Genomic DNA, 23,194 nt, shown 5'->3' with positions numbered 1-23,194 from the left:
CGCGTCTTTTCTTTTGCGCAACAAACGCATTCGCACAACACAACTCTTTGTCTCTCGGGGGGACAGCATGGTCGCGGTGGCAGTGGTCGGAATCGGATGCAGATTCCCAGGCGGGGTACACGATGGCCCCAGCTTCTGGAAGTTCATGCTCGACAAGGGCGACGGCATCGTCGACATACCCGCGGACCGGTGGAACGCCGATCGCTTCTACGACCCGAATCCCGACGCGCCGGGACGCGCCTACACCCGACGCGGCGGATTCCTGACCCAGTCGCTGTGGGACTTCGACCCCGAATTCTTCGGAATGTCGCCTCGCGAGGCCTCGGTGACCGACCCTCAGCAACGTCTCCTACTCGAAGTCGCCTGGGAAGCGCTCGACGACGCCGGGCACGCAGGCCGGGTCAGCGGGCAACCGATCGGAGTGTTCGTCGGCGGATTCACCAACGACTCGGCCGGGCTGCGCACATCCAGTTCCGCACGCGCCCAAATCAATTCGCACAGCGCCACCAGTTCCTCGCATACGTTGCTCTCCAACCGCATCTCGTTCGCGCTCGATCTCGTCGGACCGTCCATGACGATCGACACCGCATGCTCGTCGTCCCTCGTCGCCGTCCACCAGGCCGTCCGCGCACTCGAGCGCGGCGAATGCACCATGGCCCTGGTCGGCGGAGCCAATGCGATGTTCCGCCCCGAGACGTTCGTCTCGATGTGCAAGGGCAGGTTTCTCTCGTTCGACGGCCGATCGAAGTCCTTCGACGCCGCCGCCGACGGATACGGCCGCGGCGAAGGCGCGGGCATGGTGCTGCTCCGCCCCCTGGCGGATGCGATCGCGGACGGGGACCGGATCTATTCGGTGATTCGAGGTTCCGGCGTGAACCAGGACGGGCGCACCATCGCCATTCCCGTCCCCAATCCCGTCTCGCAACACGCACTCGCCACCCGAGTGTGCGCGGAAGCAGGAATCGAACCCGGACGGGTCGGCTACGTCGAAGCGCACGGCACGGGAACCGCAGTAGGAGACCCACTCGAACTCGAGGCGCTCGGCGGAGCCTACGGCGTGGTCGACGGACGCGAAAGCCCGCTGGTGGTCGGTTCCATCAAAGCCGCGATCGGGCATACCGAAGCGGCCGCGGGCATTGCCGGCCTCATCAAATCGGCATTGACGCTGCACCATCGGACCATCGTGCCGCAGGCGTGGCTGCACACGCTCAATCCGGCAATCCCGTTCGACGAGCTGAACATTCACATTCCGGTGGCCGTGGAACCCTTCGCCGATGCAGACCCGTACGTGGCCATCAACGGCTTCGGATACGGCGGTACCAACGCGCACGTCGTGATGTCTGCGGCACCGGCCCAGCCCGACGCGCCGGCCACCGGACCTGCGAACGACACCGTCGAACTTCGGCTGTTCCCCGTCTCCGGACGGACCGACACGGCCGCACGTGCGTCCGCCGCGGCATTCGGAACCACGGTGCAGGATCTGATCGATTCCGGCCGCGCGGACGAACTACCTGCGCTCACCTCGGCCGCGTGGTCGCGTCGAGCCCACCACCCTGTCCGGGCCGCACTCCCCTACACCGATGCAGACGACTTGCTCGGCACCCTGGTCTCGTTCGCGGGCGGCAGTGGGTCGACCGCCCACACCGTCGTCGGCCACAGCGCGGCGCCGGTGTTCGTCTTCAGCGGCATGGGCCCGCAGTGGTGGGCCATGGGCCGCGAACTGCTGCTCGCGGACGGCGAATTCGCCCGTGTCGCACGGCTCGTCGATGCTGCGTTCGTCGACATCGCCGGTTGGTCGATCATCGAGGAATTGACCCGGGACGAAGACGCATCCCGGGTCACAGATACCTCGATCGCGCAACCGGCGAACTTCCTCGTCCAGGTCGCTCTCGTCGCCGAGCTCGGTTCCCTCGGTATAGCACCGACCACGGTCGTCGGACACAGCGTCGGCGAGGTCAGCGCCGCCTACGTCAGCGGAGCACTGAGCCTCCACGACGCCCTGCTCGTCAGCTACCACCGCGCCCGATTGCAGGCCACCACAGCAGGCTCCGGCGGCATGCTGGCCGTCGGATTGTCCGAGAACGATGCCCTGGCCCGGATCCAGGAGCACGGCGTGTCCGCGGAGATCTCGGTGGCCGCGATCAACAGCCCGACCGCGGTCACGTTGGCAGGCGACACAACCACATTGGCAGCATTCGCCGAGATACTCACCGGCAGCGGAGTTTTTGCCAAGATGCTGCACGTCGAGGTGCCGTACCACAGCCACCTCATGGATCCCATTCTGGCGCAGATCGATTCGGCCCTGCACACCATCGATGCACAGGTCCCTGGCCTCGCGCTGTACTCGACGGTCACGGCAGAGCGCGTCACCGGCGCAGAATGGAACTCGAGCTACTGGTGCGACAACGTTCGACGCCCGGTGCGTTTCGCCGACACGATGGCCGCTCTCATCGCCGACGGCCACCGCGTCTTCCTCGAAGTCGGCCCCCATCCGGTGCTCTCGGGCAATATCAGGGAAATCCTGATCCGAGCCGGCGAGACCGGAACGTCGATCGGAACGTTGGTCCGTGGGGCGGACGACCGATCGAGCCTGACGGCCGCAATCCAGGGTCTGTACGCGAGCGGCTCCTTCGACGGCTCTGCAGCCGTATCGCCGCACAGGGAGCTGCCCGCATACCCGTGGCAACGCACACGCTGCTGGTCCGAGCCCGAATCCTCGATTCTCGACAGGTTCGGCGCCCCCGACACCTACCCCCTGCTCGGCGAACGTTCGGACGAGGCCGGTTCCCACTGGAGCGTCGAACTGGCCGTTGCCCAACTTCCGTGGTTGCGCGATCACGTCGTCGACGGTCTCGTGCTGCTACCCGGTACCGCATACCTCGACGCCGCACTGAGCGCCGCGGCCGCGCGGACCGGACATCCCGAGGCCGCAGCCGAGAACGTGGAGTTCGTCGCCCCGCTGGTGATCGACGCCGACGACGTTCCCGTTCTGCAGATCTCGGTGGAGGACTCGACGAGAAGATTCGTGCTGCGCTCGCGGTCGGCGGCCGACACCCAATGGACCGTCAACGCCACGGGCCGCCTCGTGGAGGGGCGATTCGACGCCCCGTTCGTCGCCGCTGAGATCTCTGACGCCGCCGTCGAGATCACCGGAGACGCGCTGTATCCGCTGCTCGCCGCGGCCGGGTTGCACTACGGACCGGCCTTCCAGGGCATCGTCTCCGCCCGAATCGACACCGACACAGTCGTCGCCGTCATCGACGCCGGCCGTCACTCCGGCTCCCGTCACCTGGTGCATCCCGCGGTACTGGACACCGCGCTGCAATGCGTCGCTGCACTGGCCGGCACAGCTGCACTGGCTGGAACAGCGCTGGGTTCGTCGGCTGCCGCCGGGGACCGCAGCGGCGCAGTGGTTCCGGCCACCATCGCGTCCGTCCGCAGGTACGGACCGATTCCCGACCATGCCGTCGTCGTGGTGCGGCGCACGGGAACCGACCCGATGCGAGCCGACATCACGGTGACCGACGACGAGGGCCGGGCCGCGGTCGCGTTGGGCGGCGTCGAATTCAAACCGATAGCGCCGCCGCAGTCGCTGCACACCGAACTGGACCGGTTGTTCTACGAACCGGTGTGGGAATTGCGGGACAACCGCGATGCTCCGATGCCCGCAGCAGACACCGATCGCGACTTCGCTCTGGTAGTCGTGCTGGGCGACGCCGCAGCCGACAGCCGAGCACACACGCGCGCCGAGGCCATCGCCCGCGCCCGCCGAACATCGGTGGTGTTGGCGCAGAACACCTTCGACGCCACCGACCTGACCAGAATCCTGCGTACCGGCCTCGAGGCCGACGGTGTCGACCGCGCCACCGTCGTCGCCGTCGCCGGCGAGTTCGCAGACCCGGCGTCGGCCGTACACGCCCTGACCACCATCGCACGCACCGTGCAGAACGCGCTGTACGGCGACTCGAACGGGCCGGCCTCCGAGCCGGGGTCCGTCACCGCGGTGATCGTGACCGAGAAGGCCTTCTGCATGCCGGGCGATCCCGCCGGCGCGCACTTGACCCACTCCGGCCTCGTCGGTGCCCGACGGTCACTGCGCAACGAACAATCCCCTGCCGCGTGGCGTCTGGTGGACACCGAAGCCGACACCGATGTCGAGCAGGTGGTGACCGAGACGATCGCGTTCGGGCCCTACGCAGGCGACGATGCCGACGAGGTGGCTCTGCGCCAGGGTTCTCGATGGGCGGTGAGGCTGCGCAGCAATTTGCGTGACCACCTGGCGCTACGCGATACACCCGCCACGCTACTGGACCGGGAGGCGTCCTTCGCGATCGAGGCTCCGGCATCGAAGATGTTGTCCGATATCGCCTTTCGCGCGACAGCGCGCATGGAGCCCGGCCCCGGCCAGATCGAGGTTCAGGTCCGCGCAATCGACATCAACTACAAGGATCCGCTCAAGGTCATGGGAGTGCTGACCGAGCGCGAACTCGCGGGCACCTACTTCGGCACGACACTCGGGCTCGGCGGACTCGGTGTCGTGACTCGCGTCGGACCGAATGTGGACGGCATCGCACCGGGCGATCACATCGGTTTGTGCTCACGAAACATCATGGCGCGCTTCGTCACCCTCGACGCCGACGAAGGGGGCTCGGCGAAAGTACCGTCCGACTGGGAGTTCGGGTGGTGCTCGTCGATCCTGCCGCTGATGTGCGCGCGATTCGGCCTACTCGATCTCGCCCGAGTTCGACCCGGCGAGACCGTCCTGATCCACGGTGCCGCGGGCGGATTGGGATTGGCCGCAATCCAGGTCGCCCGCGGACTCGGAGCAGTGGTGATCGCGACCGCAGGAACCGAGGAGCGGCGGGCAGTCGCAACCGAGGCCGGTGCTCACCACGTGCTCGCGTCCAGATCACTGAACTTCGCCGACGACATTCGTGTGCTGACCGACGGACGAGGCGTCGACGTCGTCTACAACTCCTCGCCGGGTGAGATCATGGCCCAGAACCTGCATGTGGCAGCAGAATTCGGCCGCATCGTCGAGCTGGGTAAAGCCGACATCTACTTCGGCGGCGTGCTGGACCTCGCCCCGTTCGATCGCAATCTCACCTTCTTCGCCGTCGACATGGACCGAATGTTCGAGTTCAAACCGGCTCTGGCGCGGCAGGTCACCGAGGCCGTCATCGCGGGCTTGGTGGACCGCACGTACACACCATTGCCGTACACGACGTACCCGCTCGCTCGCGTGGCCGACGCGTTCGACGCTGTCGTGCGCTCCACTCACACCGGCCGCGTCGTACTGTCCTTCGACGACGACATGCCCTCGGTCCGGCCCGAGGTCCCGACCGTACGCATCGATCCCACGGCCGCCTACATCGTCACTGGTGGATTCGGCGCCTTCGGAATGGCGATCGCGCGCTGGCTCGTCGCAGAGGGCGCACGACACCTCGTACTCGTCGGGCGCAGCGGAGCAACCACCGAGACCGCCATCGCGGGAGTCGCCGCGTTCGAGGCAGCCGGAGTACGAGTGGTCGCCGAACGCGTGGACATCTCGCACTACGACGCAGTGGCCGAACTGATCGGACGGACCGTCGCCGACGCCCCACTCGGCGGGGTGTTCCACACCGCAGGGGTGGTGGACAACCTGCCGGTTGCGAACATCACCGAGCAGTCCGTTCGCGAAGTGTTCGCGCCCAAAGTAACCGGCGCACTGAATCTCGATCGCGCACTCGACGTTGCCGGAATCGATCCTGCGATCTTCGTCCTGTTCTCCTCGATGAGCAGCCTCAGCGGTGGCACCCCGCAGGTGTCCTATTCCGCCGCCAACTCGGTGCTCGATGCACTCGCCTGGTCCCGGCGTGCCCGCGGTAAGTCGGCATTGACGGTCAGTTGGGGCGCGATGAGCGGAGGGGGCATGGCGGAAACTGCGGAGGAGGTGGTGCGCTACCTCGACATGCTCGGCTTTCGCAATGTCGACATGGACGCAGCGGCCCGCTATCTGGGCGAATGCCTGACACTGGATCTCCCGCACGTGGCCGTCGTCGGAATCGACTGGGAACAATGGGGTATCGCCAACCCCGCGTCCGCGCACATCCCACGCTTCGCAGCGCACATCGCCGCAGCGAGCACCGGCGGGTCGGGCGTCACCGCACTGCACGCCGAAATACTCGCGCTGCCCGAGGACCAACGCGCGGACGTGCTGACGTTCGTTCTGGCCGAGCAGCTCGCTGCCGTCATGGGCATCGATCCGGATGCAGTCGACACCTCGACACCCTTACCGGAACTGGGCCTCGACTCACTGATGGCAGTCGAATTCGCCGCTCGGGTCGGCAAATCCGTGGGTCTCGAAATGTCGGTGCTCGAGTTCGGGCGTGGTCAAGGCCTTGCCGCGATCGGAGCGAAACTCGCTGCGAGCATCACCAGGAATGCCGCCGCGGGTAACACCGCATCTACCGTGCCCCCGTCCGCCCCTCTGGAAGCGGTCGCACCATGAGCGTCGATTCACGAGAGATCGCTCGCAGGCTGCTCGCCCGCGGCGGGTACTCCACGGTGAACGTGGACACCGGCCCCGAGTCGATCGGCCGTGGACCCACAGCCGCCGAACCTGCCGCTGCCGGGCACGGTAAGGGGCAGCGAAGCGGGTCTCTGGCCGATCATCCCGACGTCGCGGCGACCACCGCACAATTCGACGGAGTCGATCGAATGTTCGCGGAACTCGGTGTGCCCAACCCGCTCTACCTGCCGCACGACGGCACGGCCGGCGCGACCATCCGACAGCTCGACCGCGACATGATCAACTTCGGCAGCTTCAACTACCTGGGCCTGAGCTCGGACCGGCGCGTCATGGACGCAGCCAAGGACGCGATCGATCGTTACGGAACCTCGGTGTCCGGCAGCCGCATCGTGAGCGGCCAGATTCCGCTCTACGAGGAGTTCGAGTCGGCGCTCGCCCGCATCTACGACGTCGACGACACGGTGATCACCGCAAGCGGGTACCTCACCAACGCCGCCGCGGTCGGCTACCTGCTGGGCAAAGGTGACCTGGCAGTGTGCGACACCCTGGTCCACAGCAGCATCGTCTCGGGGACCGAATGGGCAGGGTGTCGACGAGTGTTGTTCCGTCACAACGACCCCGATGCACTCGAGGCGATACTGAAGATGTCGCGCGGTAGTTTCGCACGCGCGATGGTGATCCTCGAAAGCCACTACAGCATGGACGGCGACGTCGCCGTACTCCCCGAGTTGATCGCCGTGGCCCGGCGTTACGACTGCGCCGTGATGGTCGACGAAGCACACGCGTTCGGCGTACTGGGTCAGCGCGGCCTCGGCATCCGCGAACTCTACGACCTGCCCGGCGACGCCGTCGACCTGTGGATGGGAACCATGTCCAAGGCCCTCGGCAGCGTCGGCGGGTTCCTGGCCGGCTCCCGCGAGCTGATCCGCGGATTCAAGTACTCCGCACCGGGATTGAGCATGTTCACCGCCGGACCCGCGCCGTCCGCAGTGGCAGCGGCGAACATGGCGCTGAACGTGCTCACCGCCGAACCGGACCGTGTCGAACGCCTGCGCGAGAACGGCCGCTATGCGTTCACCCGCGCACGCTCTCACGGGTTCGACACCGGGACCGCCGAGGGCACGTCCATTCTGCCGATCGTCATCGGCGACACCCAAGGAACCGTACTGGCCTGCGTCGCACTGTTGCACCAGGGCATCAACGTCAACGCCATCACCTATCCCTCGGTACCGGTGGGCCAGGAACGGCTTCGGTTCTTCCTCTCGAGCGAACACACGCACGCACAGATCGACGCCGCGTTGACCGCACTGGCGTCCTTCGTCGACGGCGTCGGCGCCCCGGGTGCGTCGTGACCACCGGCACCGGACCGGTCGACTTCGTCGTCGAACGTGCGCGGTGGGTACTGGTCACCGTGGTCGCGCTCGTGTTGGCCGCGGGTGCGTGGGGCATCGGTGTCGTCGACGAACTGAGCCTGGGCGGGTACACCGACCCGGCCAGTGAATCGGCCGAAGTGGACGCGTTGGTCGAATCGCGTTTCGGCCGAAAGGTTCCCGACGTCGCGGTGGTCTACACCCCGACGGACGGACGCTCGATCGACGACATCGGCAACACCGTTCTCGGTCGCCTCGACGACATCGACGACGGACTGCTCGCCCGCGCTCCCATCACCTACTGGACCGTGCCGGACGCGTTCGCGTCGGGTCTGCGATCGTTCGACGGCCGGTCCGCACTCGCGGTCCTGACGCTGACCGGCGACGAGGACCGACGCGTCAAGACCTACCGGGACCTTCGCGCGGAGTTGACGATCGACGGCGCGACCGTGCAGTTCGGCGGCTTCTCGGCCATCGCCGACGCCTACAACGAGCAGGCGCGAGCGGATCTGGTGCGGGCCGAGACAATCACGTTCCCGATTCTGCTCGTCCTGCTGCTTTTGATATTCGGCGGACTCGTCGCTGCCGCAACGCCGTTGGTCATCGGCGGCATGAGCGTCGTGGCATCGCTCGCCGTACTGCGTGCACTGAACGAGGTCACCGAAGTATCGGTGTTCGCCACCAATATCGCCTCGCTCGTCGGACTCGGGATGGCCGTCGACTACAGCCTGTTCGTCATCACGCGTTTCCGCGAGGAACTACGCGACGGCCGAGACCCGGCAGATGCGGTGCGCCGCACGATGTTCACCGCAGGCCGCACCGTGGCGTTCTCGGCCCTGTTGCTCGTCTGTGGGTTCGTGGGCATGCTGATCTTCCCGCAGTCGATGATTCGATCTCTCGGCTTCGGCGGCATGGCCGCGGTGGCCGTTGCTGCCGTCATCTCACTGACCGCACTGCCCGCAGCGCTCGCGATCCTCGGACACCGTATCGACTCGTGGAGTTGGCGCAGAGGCGCTATCGACCGAGGCGACGCACGCGCCCAACGGTTCTGGGGCACGGTCGCAGACCGCGTCATGCGCAGGCCGGTGCTCGTCGTCGTAGCCATTTTCGCGATACTTGCACTGCTCAGTGCGGCGATTCTCGGTGCCCGGTTGGGCGATCTCGACCACACGGGCCTCCCTTCCGACGCGTCCGCGAAAATCGCCACCGAGAAGCTGTTCACCGAATTCCCGCTCGCGAACACCGGTGTCACCGTCCTCGTCGAATCCGACACCGACTCCCCACCGAGTCCCGCAGCGGTCGACGAAGTGACCAGAGCGGTCGACGCGTCACTCGGTGTCGTTGCAGCAGTCCCCGGCGGAACCGTGGACAACCTGACCGTCGTCGACGCCATCATGAGCTCACCCGATCGCACGTCAGGTGCCCTGGAGACACTGGACTCCATCCGGTCGATCCCGGCCCCGACCGGGACGACACTGCGCGTGGGCGGCGGCACCGCGCAGAGCCAGGACGGCATGGACGCCATCTACGCGACGCTTCCGTGGATGCTGACCATCATGGTTCTCGCCACGTTCGTGATGACGACGGTGGCGTTCCGGTCGATCGTGCTCAGCGTCAAGGCAATTGCGATGGCATCGATCAGCCTCGGTGCCACCTTCGGAGTGCTCACCTGGATCTTCGTCGACGGTCACGGTGCCGAGTGGATCGGCGTCACCCCGGGGCCGTTGCAGTCGACGATGAGCATCCTCATCATGGCCGTGGTGTTCGGCCTGTCCACCGACTACGAGATCTTCCTGCTCTCCCGCATCGTCGAAGCACACGATTCAGGAGCCACCACCCGGGACGCCGTCCGCATCGGTGCCGCCCACACCGGACGCGTCGTCACGGCCGCCGCGCTACTGCTCATCACAGTCACCGCATTCTTCTCGCTGTCCGAACTCGCCATGATGCGGCTCGTGGGTATCGGCATCATCGTCGGTCTCGTCATCGACGCCACCATCGTGCGCATGATGCTGGTGCCCGCGCTCGTCGCATCGATGGGCAACGCCAACTGGTGGCTGCGCCCCACCCCAAAGCGACCGCAGGCCACACCACGTCCGCACTCGCCCGCAGAGGAGACCAGCCGTGCCCATTGAGATCCGAACGGCCACCACAGCAGACATCACGGAGATGTCCACGATGATGGCACGCGCCTTCCAGGACGACGACCCGGTCAATGAATACTTCTTCCCGGACGCGTCCAGCCGCCCGAGCAAACAGCGGCGCATGATGGCCGCACTGATCCGCCACCGCTACATTCCCGCAGGTGGGGCCGACCTCGCCGTCGAGAACGGCCGCATCGTCGGAGTGTCACTGTGGCATCCACACGACGCCCCCGCGACACCGCGGTGGCGGCAGCTGGTGTCCGGTCCACATCTGTTGTGGGCCATGGGTTCCGGCACCCGGGCCGGCATCGAGATGGATCGGCTCCTGACCGAGAACTCCCCCGCCCCCGACGCTGTGCTGTGGGTCTACCTCGGCGTCGAACCGTCCACACACCGATCCGGCGTCGGTGCTGCGCTGTCGGCCCACGTGCAGGCGCGCACCGATCGCGAGGGCCGACCTCTGTACGGAATCTGCAAGGAGGGCAACCTCGGATTCTGGACCGCGATGGGCTTTGTGCCATGGGGAACCGCCCGCATCGGCGCGGCGGGACCGGAGGTCCACCTGCTCTCGAGACCTCCGGCCCGGTCACCTAGTGAGCGTCCTGACGCCACCGGGTGGCCTCGGCGAGCGTGAAGCCGTGAACGTCGGCCAGCGCACCCAACCGTTCGACATTCTCACCGTCCAGAGTGGTGCCGATGCTGCGGAGGTCGAATTCGCCCGACAATGCGATCAGCATCGTCTCGGCCATGCACGCGTACGTCAACCCCGGAGCCAACCCGTACGTCAAACCGAAATCCGAGCCCGACGGCACCCGCACGATTCCTCCGTCGAACACCGTCACGTCCGGCCGTTCACCGCGGACGTCCCGGCCGATGTTCGGTGGCTGCGCCACGTCGCAGACGATGGCACCCTGCATCAGGTCCGTCGGATCGATCAACGACTGCGGAGCCGATGTCGCCGCGATGACGATCAACGAATCACGCACAGCAGCAACAGGATCGGTGAAGAATTCGATGTGTCGCGATCGGATCAGATCGTCGAGATCGCCGTCGACCTCGGCGGCAGCCACCGCCAGGTCACCCGAACCCCCACCGGCACTCGCCACCATCTCCTGCGCCGCAGCCCACAACTTCGGCGCGATCACCGAGTTCTCGCCGCGCCTGCCCACCAACGCGATACTGCCGACCTCACCGGCCAATTGCTTACCGATGGTCCGTCCGATCGCCCCACCCGCACCGAGAATCGTCACCCGCGCGCGAGCGACATCGATACCCCGTTCCTGGCATACACGTCGGACGGCCCGCAGACTCGCGGCCGCGGTGAAGGTGTTGCCCGTCGTGATCGGCCGAGATGTCGCACCGAGACCCAGCCCGTTTCCGGTGATCACCGACGAGTACCCGCCGAGTCCGACCACGGTTGCCCCGCGCGAGATCGCGAGTTCGACGGCTCCGCCCACCACTGCCAGCGCACGCTCGGTCGGCAGCTGCAGCAGCTGCTGGGAGGTGTACGGCAGCCCGATCAGGTCGCCGTGCGCAGTTGCGTCTCCGAATCCGGACACCCGCCCGCTGCCGATGACGAACGAGGCCGGATCGAGCTCGGACGTCGACGCGGCGAATCGCTCCAGCAAGTCCTGTCTCTCGGCATTGTCGAACACCTCGAGCGCAGGATCGAACGCAGCGAAGAAGCCGAGATCGAGAGGATGGGCGATGAAGGCGAAGCGTCGATCGCCCGGCCGTACCGCGATGTCGGGAGTACGGCCCGGACGCAATGCCGTGAGCGCCGCGGGAGTGGCGACAGTCGGACGCCCGAGCAGATGTCCGAACAATCCGTCCATGTCCCCTTCGGCCGCGTAGCCGAGCGCGCGATCGAGGGCAGCGACCAGACGCGAGCATGCCGACGACGAGACCGTCAACGGTGGTTCGATACGAATCACCCTGTTGCCGAACAGAGTCGGAGCCACGCGAATGCCCTCGACGTTGAGCAGATACGAGCAGATCACCGCGGACAGGTTGTGCTGATCCGCGATCGAACCGAGCAGCGACTGCCGTCCGACGAAGTTCACATCCGCGGTGAGTTCGATGCCCAGCAGTAATCCGCGACCACGTACCTCGGTGACCACTGAGGGGTACTTCTCGGCCAGGCCGGCCAGATCGTTCTTCAGCTGTCGTCCGAGCGCGGCAGCTCCGGTGACCACCGCGCAGTCGTCTCGGGTCAACTCCTCGAGCACGGCCAGGCCGACCCGTGCGGCCAACGCGTTGCCCGCGAACGTCGACGTGTGGCGAAGCGCGAAACTCTCCCCCACCAGCTCCGGGCGGCACAGCACCGCGCCCACCGGCACGATCCCGCCGCCGAGCGCTTTCGCGAGAGTCAGAATGTCGGGAACCACGCCCTCGTGCTCGGCTGCGAACATCCGGCCGGTCCGGCCGAGTCCCGTCTGCACCTCGTCGAGCGCGAGCAACACACCGTGGCGGTTGCAGATCTCCTGGACCTGCCGCAAGTAACCGTCGGGCGGGCACACCACGCCGCCCTCACCCTGAATCGGCTCGACGAGGAACACCGCATAGTGATCCGGCGCAGCCGCCAGAGCCGCGTCGAGTGCCTCTGCATCGCCGAACGCGATGTGGTCGAATCCCGATACCGGGGCCCCGAATCCACTCTGGTACTTGATATTTCCTGTCGCCGACAGCGCCCCCAGCGTCTTGCCGTGAAAACTGTTCCCGGTCGTCAGCACCCCGAGGCGGCCGGTATGGGCCCGCGCGATCTTCAGCGCCACCTCGGTCGCTTCGGTGCCACTGTTGACGAACGTCGTACGCGTCAATCCCTCGGGTGCGATTCTCCCCAGACGATCCGCCAGTTCACCTGCGGCGGTGAGCACCGAGGGCTGCACGAAGATGGGCTCGCCGCTGCACCGAACATCGTTGATCGCCTGCCAGATCGGCGTCGGCCCGTGCCCGAACGGCAGCGCCCCGTAGGCACCCGCGAAGTCCAGATACCGACGGCCCGCAGAATCGAACAGCACGGTGCCGTCGCCGCGGACGTACTCGCGATCGAGATTCAGTGCAGTCAGCAGTCGGTACAACTCGGGATTGACGCTGCCCGCAAATCCCGAGCGACCCGACCGCTCGGGTACTACAGATACATCGATTGTCGTGTCAGTCATGACCAGCATGCTCCGTTTTCATCGGATCCATCCCTGGCCGTCGAGCATCGAATGGTTGTCCCGAACAACCAGGGCTCGCCCCAAGCCAGGACGCAAACGCGATGGTAGACCTGGCCAGGGACACCGACGGAGACCGTGAAAACAACGAAAAGCCCCGTCCGAGCAGCGCTGACGCTGCATCGGACGGGGCCGAAGTATCGACCAGCCAGGGTCTACTGGTCGTCGATCGCCGACAACTTCCAGGTGCCGTCGATCTTCTCCATGTTGACCGTCAGAGGGCCTTCCGCACTGCCGGAGGCAACGCCGTTCTGAGTCGCGCTGATGTTGACGTTCGCGATCAGTTCGGCCTTGTCGTCCTCGAGTCGCGAGACGCCGATATCGGTGACCATTGCCTCGGTGCCGGTATCGGTTTGCACCACAGCAGATTTGGTGGTGTCGGCGGTGGAGTTGAACTCGTCGAGCATCGACTGATTGAGCACCGCCCGCGCCGCATCGAAATCTGCATCGATCGTCTCGGCCTTGTACGTGTACAGGGTCTGCAGAGCGTCGGTAGCTGCCGACGTCACCTCTTGCGTCGCCGAAGAATCCACCCACGCCTTGTTGTCGATCGTCGCGAACGGCTTGAATGCAGCGACGGCTGCGAAAGCACCGAGAACCACGGCGATGACCGCGACCACGATCACGTGCTTGAACCCGATACCCGACGCCGATTTCGGCGATTCGGTCGTCTCGGTCGTCTCGGTCGAGGTCGAGGTGGGCGCGACCGGTTTCTTCAGCCCGGCCCTGGACGGGCGCGACTTGTCCTGCTGCGTGTCGACGGGCTGCGTCTCGGCCGGTTGTGTCGTGACCGTATCCGTCTCGACCGGATCTGTCTTGTCCAGTCTGGGCTTTTCCGACGCGGGTGTGGTGCCGACGGCTGTCTCGGCAGCCGTGGTGTCGGGTGCCGCTGTCTCGGGTCCCGTTGTGTCGGGTGCCGCTGTCTCGGGTGCCGGTGCGTCGGTCTCGGCCGACGTGGGCTTGGCGGTGCCGGCTACCTTTCGCCGTACCTTGCTGGTGGTCGTGGGGGGAACGATCTTGCGACGCTGGGGAGGCACTGCAGAACTCCTTCGAGGCTTACTTCTGTACAGATGGACGACGGCGCTGCCGGCAAACTCAGTTGCCGCCGGTGTTCGGCTGGGGGGCCGGCGTCGCTTCCGTACTGGGGTCGACCGCGTTGGGGTCGGTGGGACCACCCGGTTCCGTCGGAATGACGGGATTGGTGTTCGGGTTGTCGAGAGAGATCCGCGAACCGATGGGATCGACCTTGTTGGTCTTCCACACCCCGTCTACGTCTTCCATGGCCATCCGCATGGTCAGCTTGCTGCGCTCCACCCGGTCGGGCCAGGTGGTGGTCGTGGCGATGACGACGAGCGCCGTTGCGGTGTTCTCGTCGGTGCTCAGCTCGGTGAGAGTGCCGTGCAGCACCTCGGCCTCGCTCTTGGCACCGGACTGACGAACCTGATCGGTGATTCCCGAACGGGTCTGCTCCAGATCGTTGAGCATCAGATCACCGGTGATCGAGGACTTCATGTTGTCGAACGACTGGTCTATGTTGGCTGCATCCACAGTGTTCAGGTTGACCGCAGCCTGCTGAGCGCCGGTGAGCGCCGCATCGCGGGTGTCGGCGGTGGGCTTCTCACTCAACAGCGCCGTGCCCCAGCCGTATCCGAAGAACACGGCCGCTGCGAGCGCCGCCACGGCAATCACCGTGACGACGGCCAACAGAATCTTTGCTGTCTTGCTTGACCCTGGAGTCGCGGGCGACTCCAGGGTTTCGGTGCTCGAGTTCACACTGTCACCCTACTACTCGGTAATATCCGGCCGAACCGCTCTCGGCCCGATAGTAGTGCTGAGCAGCAGTTCCTTCGGTCCCGCTACTTCGGCGTGACGCCGAGGAGCGGTGCCAACTGGGTGGCGATGGGGTTGAGGTTGAGCTTCTCGGGATCGACCTTGGGCTTGAGGTCCCACGGCTGCGGCACGTCCGGATCGGCGAACACGATTCGGTTCGCGCTACGGACACCGGTGACGCTGCCCTGCGGCGTCGCGCAGTTCGCGTCGAGGTTCAGTGGGTAGTTCTCCCGAGTCTCGTCGAAGTTCGGATTCTTCCGCTTCTCCTCGTCCAGGATGGCCTGGCTGCCCTCGTAGCCGACGGTGCACGGCGGCGGGTTGTTGGTTTCGAGCAACAGACCCTGATGGATAGTGCCGTCGTTCGGGACGATGGTCGAGATACCGGCACCGAGTGCAGGCAGGAACGTCAGGAACGGACGGAGCGCGACCGTCCGCGGCTCGGCCTGAGCCGCGACCAGGGCCAGATTGTTGATATCGGTCGTCAACGCCGGGCCTGCATCGGTGATGAGACCACCGACCTGGTCTCCGGCAGCAGTTCCGGTATCGATGAGACGACGGATATCGGGATCGCTCGACTTCAGCTGAGCCGTCACCTGATCCAGGCTCGTGCTGAATTCGCGAATCAGATCCGACTGCTCGGATTGAGTGTCGAGCACCGGCACCGCGTCACGAACCAGCGACAGAGTCTGCGGCAGAGCCTCGTTGGCCGACTCGGAGATGTTCCCGAGCGAATCGACCAGAGACTGCAGGTCGTTGCCCTTGCCGTCGAACGCGACACCGAGCTCGTTGACCACATTGGTCAACGTGTCCAGCGGCACCGACCTGACCAAGGTGTTCGTGTTCGCGAGCACGTCCTCCACCGGAACCGGCGTGGCGGTGTCGGCCTGTGCGATTTCCGAACCGTCCACCAGGAACGGACCCTGATCGGACTGCGGCTGCAGGTCGACGAACTGCTCGCCGATCGCGGAACGGTTCGCAACGACGGCCTTGGTGTCGGCCGGGATGTCGGGTCCACCGTTGTCGAGTTTGAGCGCCACCCGGACACCGTCCGACGTCAACTGCAGATCGCCGACGGTTCCGACCGGCACACCGCGGTACGTCACCTCGGCATTGGAGAAGATGCCGCCGGAGTCGGCCAGGTTGAGTGCGACCTCGTACTGCCCGAACCCGAGCATGTTGTCCAGGCGGACGTACTTGCCACCGACGTAGATCAGCCCGAGCAGGGCGACCACGACGAACGCGACCAACTGAAAGCGAACGAGCTTCGATCTCACTGTCCAACTCCGAATCGTTCGAGCAGATCGGTCACGGGAGCCAACGGGTCGAACGGTGCAGGCTCGGCAGCACCGGCGGCCTCACCCGTAGGCGCACCCGGTCCGGGAACCGGCGACGGAATGATGGGCGGCAACGGCAGCAGCGAGATCGTCGGCCAGCCCGGACGCGGGCCGTTTCCGTTGTAGTACGGATTCGACGGATCCACGACCGGCAACGTGTTGCCGTACTTCGGCTGGATGTAGACCGGATCGCCCTCTCCCACACCGAAGTTCCGCAGCGCCGTACCGATCGAGAGATCCAGCGAGAGGAACAGGTTGGCCGAGTTGCCCTCAATGATCTTCTCGGTGCCGTCCGCGAACGGCAGTGTCGGGATCACCGCGAGTGAGGTGACGACGTCGTCCGCGGAATCGGCCAGGGCCTGCAGCGTCGGACGCAGTGCACGCAGATCTGCGATCAGGTCGTCCTTGGAGCGATCGATGACATCGGTGCCGACGGCCCCGAGTCGATCGAGTGCCCCGAGCATCTCGGTGAGCTGCGGACGTTGCTTCTCGAGAACTTCCGTCGCGATCGGCAAATCTTTGAGTACTGCGTCGATCTTGTCGGTCTGCGAGTTGACGCGACCACTGAGAGTGTCGAGACCGTCGATGGCGCGGGTGATGTCGTCGCGCTGCTGATTGAGACCGTCGATCAACGTATTGGCCTGCTGCAGAAGCTCTTTGGTCTTGCCTTCGCGACCGTCGAACGCCGTGCTCAGCTCTTTGACGATCGGCGAGAGCTGCCCGACGCCGCCGCCGTTGAGCAGCAGCGACAGGGCACCGAGTACCTGCTCGATGTCGGTTGCATGGCGGGTGCGATCGAGCGGGATCGTGGCACCGTCCTGCAGACGTGCAGCCTCTTCGTCACCGGGAGGTGCGGAGAGCTGCACGAACTTCTCACCGAGCAGGTTGGTCTGCTGCACCGACGCGATCGCGTTGGCCGGCAGATCCACGTCGGAGTTCAGGATGACGTTGACATCGGCGGTCCACCCGTCGTTCGGCACCGAGATGGAGTCGACGCGACCGACGGGAACACCGTCGACCTTGACGGTCGACTGCGGCACCAGGTCCAACACATCGTCGAACTGCACCGTCAGATTGAACGGGTTGTCGCCGACGTCGGCACCACCGGGCAGCGGGATGGCATAGATGCCGGCCGACGAGCACGCGCCGGCAGACAGCGCCACCACGCACAACCCGGCTCCGAGGGTCAACGAACGTTTCACGCGAGCTCGATTCCGATTCACAGAGGTCATCACTGTCCTCCCCCGATGAGCGACCTGTCGAGACCTGGCATGGTGGTGGACCCCAGTCTCGGCGAGACGTTGCCCGGCACGGTGCCCGGCACGGACACGTTCTGCTCGATGTCGTTGGTGAGAACCCCGAACGGCAACACAAGCCGATTCTGGTCGGCAAGAGGAGCCTGGATCATGGTGGTGATGTTGGCGCACTGATCGATGATCGGCTGAATCTGCGCACCGAGCGCCTCGAAACGCGGGTCACCGGGTACCAGCTTGCCGAGGTCGAGCAATCGGCAGACGGTTCCGAGCGGATCCTGGGTCTCGTTCTGCAGATTGGCACGCGAGGCCAGCGTGCCGGATTCTGCGTCGTAGGCGTTGACCAGGTTGCTGATGGCCAACGGCAGCAGCGTCAGAGTTTGCACGAGCTGCTCACGGTTGTCGGCGAGGGTCTGAGTGGGGACCACCAGACCGTTCGCTGCGGTGGTCAGCTCGGTCCGGTTGTCCGCCACGAACGTCGCCACGTCACCGAGGGACACCGAGAGCTGCTGCAGGGCGGCTCCCAGGTCCTCGCGCTGGCCCGACAGGAAGCCCGTCAGATCGGCGAGCTGACTGTTGAAGTTACGAACCTGCTGATCGTTGACGGCCAGCGCACTGACGAAGGTCTGCAGATTCTTGATCGTGTCGAAGACATCGGAGCGCGAGTCGCTCAACGTACGGCCGGCAGCCGAGAGCTGAGTGATGCTGTTGCCCAACGCTTCGCCGTTGCCGTCGAGGTTCGCCGCACCGGTGTTCACGAGGTCGGTGAGAGCGCCGTCCTTGTTCGCGCCGTCCGGACCGAGAGCAGTGGACAGATCGTTGATCGACTTGTACAGCTCGTCGACCTCGACGGGAGTGGCAGTGCGATCACGGCCGATCGTCGTGCCGCTGGCCATGGTGTCGCCGCCGGTGTAGACGGGCGAGAGCTGGACGTAACGATCGGCGACAAGCGACGGGGTGACCTGAACGGCCTTCGCGTCGGCCGGAATGTCGATGCCGCGATCGACTCGCATGACGACCTCGACGTCCTCACCCAACGGCGTGACCGATTCGACGGTACCCACCTTGACGCCGAGAACTCTGACCTCGGATCCAGAGTAGATGCCGATCGACTTGTCGAAGTAGGCGGTGATCTTGGTCGAACCGGCCCTGGTGAACAGCCACCAGCCGGCGACGGCCAGAACCAGCGCCACGATCACGACGACCGCGATCAGTGCGAGCTTGTTCTTGTTCCTCGGTGCTGCCTGAGTCTCTGTCATCAGTTCCCCGCCAACGTATCGAGCGCGGGCTGGCGGTAACCAGGTATCAACGGAACTCCGGGTGGGGTGAGGTTGGCCAGAACGATGTCGAGCCATCGTCCGTTACCGGTCACGTTGGTGTAGAGCCGGATGAACGGCTCGTACAGCTTCAGCGCCCGGTCGAGATTGTCGTTGTTGCGTTGCAGGATGTCGATGACGCCGTTGAGCTGTTGCAACATCGGGTTGATGATTGCCTCGTTGTCACGGACCAGACCGGTCAACTCCTGCGACACACGTTGTGTGCCGGTGAGCAGCTGGGAGATGGCCTGCTGCCGATTGTTGAGCTCCTCGAGCAGTGGACCCGCATCGGTGATCAGTTTGTTGAACTGCTCGTTGCGGTCGGCCAGCACCTTGGAGGTCTCGCCGGTGGCTGCGAACAACTTCTTGAGTTCCTCGTCGCGGCTGGCCACTGTCTGCGACAACCGAGTCACGCCGTCGAGCGAGGCTCTGATGTTGGCCGGGGTCTCGGAGAACGCGTCGGACAACGTCCGCATGCTGGTGGCGAGCTGGTCGGTGTCGATGTCGTTGATCGTCGACGCCGCCGCCGAGAACGCGTCGATGACGTCGTACGGAGAGGTGGTGCGCGCCAACGGAATCGGATCTTTCGGGCTCAGGGTGTCCGAGCCACTCGGATCCAGTGCCAGGTACTTCTGCCCCAGCAGAGTCTTGATAGCGATGGCCGCTCGCGACTCGTTGCCGACCCAGGCGTCCTGCACCGTGAAGTCCACGAGCACCCGGTCGCCGTCGAGCCGCACGTCGGTGACCTTGCCGACCTTGACCCCCGCGATACGGACTTCGTTGGACGGCTTCAGACCTGCGGCTTCACTGAACTCCGCGGTGTACACCGAACCTGCACCGATGATCGGGAGACGGTCGAGGAAGAAGACCGACATCGTGGCGAGCAGGATGATCGCGATTCCCAGTGCCCCGATGGTGGCCGGACTACGTCGAGATGTCATTGCTTGATCCCCCCAGCTTTGCAGCGCTCTGCCGAGTTCGTGTACAGGGGCTGATTGACGGTCGGAAGCCCGGTCGGCAAATTCAGGTTCGGCGAATACCCCGGTCCGGCGACGATGTCGATACCGCAGAGGTAGAACGTGAACCAGGATCCCTGCTGAGCCGTACGAATCAGCTTGTCGAGCTTGACCGGCAGATTTCCGAGGACCGCGTCCACGTCGGCGCTGCGTCGATTGATGGTCTCCGACAACGTGTTCAGCGCTGTGACCGAACCCTGGATCGACGGCCGTGTCGGCTCGAGCAGGTCCGCGGTGGCGTTGGTCAGTCCGGCCAGCGAGGTCACGGCCGAGCCGACGACGTCGCGGTCGGCCGACAGGCCCGACACGAGCTGCTGAGTGTTGACGATGAGGCTGTCGAGCTGCCCGTCGTTCTGGTTGACCGTGGCGAGCACGTTGTTGAGGTTGGTGATGACCTGACCGATGACCTGATCCTTGTCGGCCACGGTGTTGGTCAGACTCGCAGTGTTCTTGACCAGTTCGTTGATGGTGCCCGATTCCCCCTGGAACACCTGGATGATCTGGTACGAGAGCTTGTTGACGTCATCTGCGCTGAGCGTGGTGAACAGCGGGCGGAATCCGTCGAACAGAGTCGTCAGGTTCACCGCGGGCTTGGTGCGCTCGAGAGGAATGGTCGCTCCCCCGGTGATCTTCTTGCCCTGATCGCCCGAACCCTGCTCGATGGCGATGTAGCGCTGACCGACCAGGTTGCGGAAGCGAATGGTGGCAGTCGAACTCGCCGGCAGCCAGTCGCGACTGCTCAGCGTGAAGTCGACCTTCGCCTCTCGTTCGTTGGCGATCTCGATCTTGTCGACCTGCCCGACGCGAACGCCGGCGATTCGGATCTCGTCACCCTCGTTGAGCGAGGTGACATCGGTGAACAAGGCCGAGAACTTGGTGCCGCCACCACCGCTCGAGTTCGCGATGGTGAAGGCCAGGGTGGCCGTGGCGATGATCGTGATCACGGCGAACACGACCAACTTGATGATCGGCGCGAGAAGGCCTCTCATGGCACGGTCACCTCCACTCCTCTCAATGCCGGTGCGCCGAGTGCGGCGGCCCACGACGGAACAGTCTCTGGTGCAACACCACTCGCTTGTCCGTAAATGACGGCAAGGGTGTCACGCTCGAAGTCCGAGCCCTCGTAGCTCGCGGGCTGCGCAGACGCGGAGACAGCGGGAACGATGGAACTCTGAGCCGACTTCGGTGGGCCCTGCCCGGGGATCTCCTGCGGGCCGGGATTACGGGTCGGTACCTGGTAGGACCCGTCGTTGACCGAACCTCCCGGGTACTGCGGGAAGAACTCTCCCGGTGCTGCCGGCTCGAAGCAGGTGGCTCCGCGGTCGTCGAACAGCCGTGGCTCGTCCTGGTTCGGCAAGTAACGGCCCTTCGGGTTGACGAACGATGCGGACACGTTGATTCCGGGGTACTCGTCGCCCTCACCGAGGACGATCTTGCCGCGCCTGGCACCTTCGGCGAACTGACTGAAGGTGCAGCCGAACGTCGGCGAGAACTCGGCCAGCAAATCGAGGGCCTCTCGCGAGTTCGAGGCGAGACCGATCAGATTCTCGGAGTTGACCTGCAAGAAATCGGCGGTCGTGTTCGATGCCGACGTCAGCGAGCCGTAGAGCGTCTCGAGGCTCGACTGCCGCTCGACGACCGTATTACCCGTCGTACGCAGGTTGTCCAGCGCCGAGATCAGCTCCGGTGCCGCGTCTGCATAGGTCTGGGAGAAGTCGGCCAGACCCACCAGCGTCTGCTGGATGTTCGGCAGTTCGGTGTTGAGACCGGAGACGACATCGGTCAGATCGTCGATGGTCTGTCCGAGCTGCTCGCCGCGTCCGCTCAGGCCCTGTGCCAGTGACCCGAGGGTATTGGCGAGGTCCTGCGGCGGGATGGCTTGCAGCAACGGCAGCAACCCGTCGAGCAGCTGCCCGACCTCGATCGCGTTGCCGCTGGTGTCCTGTCGAAGAACGGTGCCGTCGGAGATCGGCGACGCCGAATCGTTCTCGGGCACGATCAGCGAGACGTAGCGCTCCCCGAACAGGGTCTTCGGCAGTAGCCGCGCAGTGGCATTCGACGGGATCAGCGGAGCCTTGTCCGGATCGATGGCGAGCTGCGAGGTGACGACGCCGTCGACGGTCGACGCCGAGCGCACCTCGCCGACGATCATTCCGCGCACCTTCACATCTGCGTTCATCGGCAGAGCGTTGCCGACCGAGTCGGTTTCGAGGCTGACGTTGACGACCGATTTGAACGTCTTGTTGTAGGAGGTGATGCTCCATCCGAGAAACAGGATGAGTACCAAGAAGAACGCAAGTCCGAGCAGTACTCGCTTCAGTCGCGACGGCGAGTCGATCATCCGGCAACCCTCACTGTGGTGGTCGTGCCCCAGATGGCGAGGCTCAGGAAGAAGTCCAGTACCGCGATCGTGACGATCGCCGTACGTACTGCGCGACCCACCGCGACGCCGACGCCTGCCGGTCCGCCGGAGGCGTGGTAGCCGTAGTAGCAGTGGATCATGATCAGCACGAACGCGAAGATGAGCACCTTGAGGAAGGAATACAGCACATCTTCTGGAGGTAGGAACAAGTTGAAGTAGTGGTCGTACGAGCCGGACGACTGCCCGTTGAAGATCGTGCTGATTCCGCGGGAAGCGACGTACGAGGCAAGCAGACCGACGATGTAGAGCGGGATCACCGCAACGAATCCGGCGATCATGCGGGTGGTGACGAGGAACGGCACGCTGGGCACTGCCATGACTTCGAGTGCGTCGATCTCCTCCGAGATACGCATCGCGCCGAGCTGGGCGGTGAAACCACAACCGACGGTGGCGGACAGTGCAAGCCCGGCCACGATCGGTGCAATTTCACGGGTATTGACGTAGGCGGACAGGAAGCCGGTCAACACCGAGCTGCCGAGCTGTTCCAGGGCGGCGTAACCCTGCAGACCGACGACGATGCCGGTGAAGCCGGACATCATCACGATGACACCGATGGTGCCGCCGATGACGGCGAGCGCGCCGCTGCCGAAGGTGACCTCCGCCAGCAGGCGGAGAACCTCCTTCTTGTAATGGACTGCGGTCTTGGGTATCCACCCGATGGCCCGCAGATAGAACGACATCTGCTCGCCTGCGCGATCGAGCACGTTGAGCGGGGCATTGCCGACGCGCTTGACGCGCATCAGCGTGCGGTCACCGCGACCTCTGGCGATCGTCATCGCG

At 65.2% G+C, this 23,194-nt stretch carries 14 protein-coding genes; 4 read left to right on the top strand and 10 right to left on the bottom strand.

The genetic code is table 11. The features are described from left to right. The first annotated feature begins 67 nt into the window (after window positions 1-67). Genes ASH04_RS04085 through ASH04_RS04070 form a run of 4 tightly spaced genes read left to right on the top strand, consistent with a single transcriptional unit; the run spans window position 68 to window position 10,659 of the window. Window positions 68-6,490, top strand: coding sequence for a type I polyketide synthase (locus ASH04_RS04085; RefSeq protein ID WP_082519152.1), 6,423 nt, complete (start codon window positions 68-70; stop codon window positions 6,488-6,490). Continuing rightward, window positions 6,487-7,863 (top strand): aminotransferase class I/II-fold pyridoxal phosphate-dependent enzyme, encoded by a 1,377-nt coding sequence (locus ASH04_RS04080; RefSeq protein WP_032369719.1) that lies wholly within the window; start codon window positions 6,487-6,489, stop codon window positions 7,861-7,863. The genes ASH04_RS04085 and ASH04_RS04080 overlap by 4 nt, the downstream gene beginning before the upstream one ends. Next, complete coding sequence (locus tag ASH04_RS04075) at window positions 7,860-10,016, top strand: MMPL family transporter (RefSeq protein WP_082519151.1); 2,157 nt, start codon at window positions 7,860-7,862, stop codon at window positions 10,014-10,016. Before ASH04_RS04080 ends, ASH04_RS04075 begins: the two co-directional genes overlap by 4 nt. Beyond that, complete coding sequence (locus tag ASH04_RS04070; protein WP_235579918.1) at window positions 10,006-10,659, top strand: N-acetyltransferase; 654 nt, start codon at window positions 10,006-10,008, stop codon at window positions 10,657-10,659. Before ASH04_RS04075 ends, ASH04_RS04070 begins: the two co-directional genes overlap by 11 nt. On the opposite strand, the gene ASH04_RS04065 is transcribed toward ASH04_RS04070, so the two are convergent. From ASH04_RS04065 to ASH04_RS04020, 10 genes are all read right to left on the bottom strand, one after another. Beyond that, window positions 10,616-13,186, bottom strand: coding sequence for an aminotransferase class III-fold pyridoxal phosphate-dependent enzyme (locus ASH04_RS04065; RefSeq protein WP_057472932.1), 2,571 nt, complete (start codon window positions 13,184-13,186; stop codon window positions 10,616-10,618). The two genes, ASH04_RS04070 and ASH04_RS04065, sit on opposite strands and share 44 nt — an antisense overlap. A 212-nt stretch (window positions 13,187-13,398) precedes the next feature. Next, window positions 13,399-14,280, bottom strand: coding sequence for a hypothetical protein (locus ASH04_RS26405; RefSeq protein WP_057472776.1), 882 nt, complete (start codon window positions 14,278-14,280; stop codon window positions 13,399-13,401). A gap of 58 nt (window positions 14,281-14,338) precedes the next feature. Continuing rightward, complete coding sequence (locus ASH04_RS04055) at window positions 14,339-15,016, bottom strand: hypothetical protein (RefSeq protein ID WP_032365277.1); 678 nt, start codon at window positions 15,014-15,016, stop codon at window positions 14,339-14,341. 83 nt (window positions 15,017-15,099) lie between these two features. Next, window positions 15,100-16,347, bottom strand: coding sequence for an MCE family protein (locus tag ASH04_RS04050; RefSeq protein WP_032365276.1), 1,248 nt, complete (start codon window positions 16,345-16,347; stop codon window positions 15,100-15,102). Continuing rightward, the gene (locus tag ASH04_RS04045) at window positions 16,344-17,609 is read right to left on the bottom strand and encodes an MCE family protein (protein ID WP_094692896.1); all 1,266 of its coding nucleotides are present in this window, start codon (window positions 17,607-17,609) and stop codon (window positions 16,344-16,346) included. Before ASH04_RS04045 ends, ASH04_RS04050 begins: the two co-directional genes overlap by 4 nt. A 29-nt stretch (window positions 17,610-17,638) precedes the next feature. Beyond that, window positions 17,639-18,919 (bottom strand): MCE family protein, encoded by a 1,281-nt coding sequence (locus ASH04_RS04040; RefSeq protein ID WP_032365274.1) that lies wholly within the window; start codon window positions 18,917-18,919, stop codon window positions 17,639-17,641. Then, on the bottom strand, window positions 18,919-19,917 hold the full coding sequence (locus ASH04_RS04035) for an MCE family protein (RefSeq protein WP_057472774.1): 999 nt from the start codon (window positions 19,915-19,917) through the stop codon (window positions 18,919-18,921). Before ASH04_RS04035 ends, ASH04_RS04040 begins: the two co-directional genes overlap by 1 nt. Continuing rightward, window positions 19,914-20,981 carry an MCE family protein gene (locus ASH04_RS04030; RefSeq protein ID WP_032369723.1) on the bottom strand — a complete coding sequence of 356 codons (1,068 nt, stop codon included), beginning with the start codon at window positions 20,979-20,981 and terminating at the stop codon, window positions 19,914-19,916. The genes ASH04_RS04035 and ASH04_RS04030 overlap by 4 nt, the downstream gene beginning before the upstream one ends. Continuing rightward, window positions 20,978-22,333, bottom strand: a complete 1,356-nt coding sequence (locus tag ASH04_RS04025; RefSeq protein WP_032369724.1) for an MCE family protein — start codon at window positions 22,331-22,333, stop codon at window positions 20,978-20,980. The genes ASH04_RS04030 and ASH04_RS04025 overlap by 4 nt, the downstream gene beginning before the upstream one ends. Further along, window positions 22,330-23,190 (bottom strand): MlaE family ABC transporter permease, encoded by an 861-nt coding sequence (locus ASH04_RS04020; RefSeq protein WP_032365270.1) that lies wholly within the window; start codon window positions 23,188-23,190, stop codon window positions 22,330-22,332. The genes ASH04_RS04025 and ASH04_RS04020 overlap by 4 nt, the downstream gene beginning before the upstream one ends. Window positions 23,191-23,194 lie beyond the last annotated feature (4 nt).

Source organism: Rhodococcus sp. Leaf233, assembly GCF_001426165.1.
In the GTDB taxonomy this organism is placed as follows: Bacteria; Actinomycetota; Actinomycetes; order Mycobacteriales; family Mycobacteriaceae; genus Rhodococcoides; species Rhodococcoides fascians.
The sequence above is the reverse complement of the archived record's forward strand: the minus strand, read 5'-3'. Positions and strand labels throughout refer to the sequence as shown.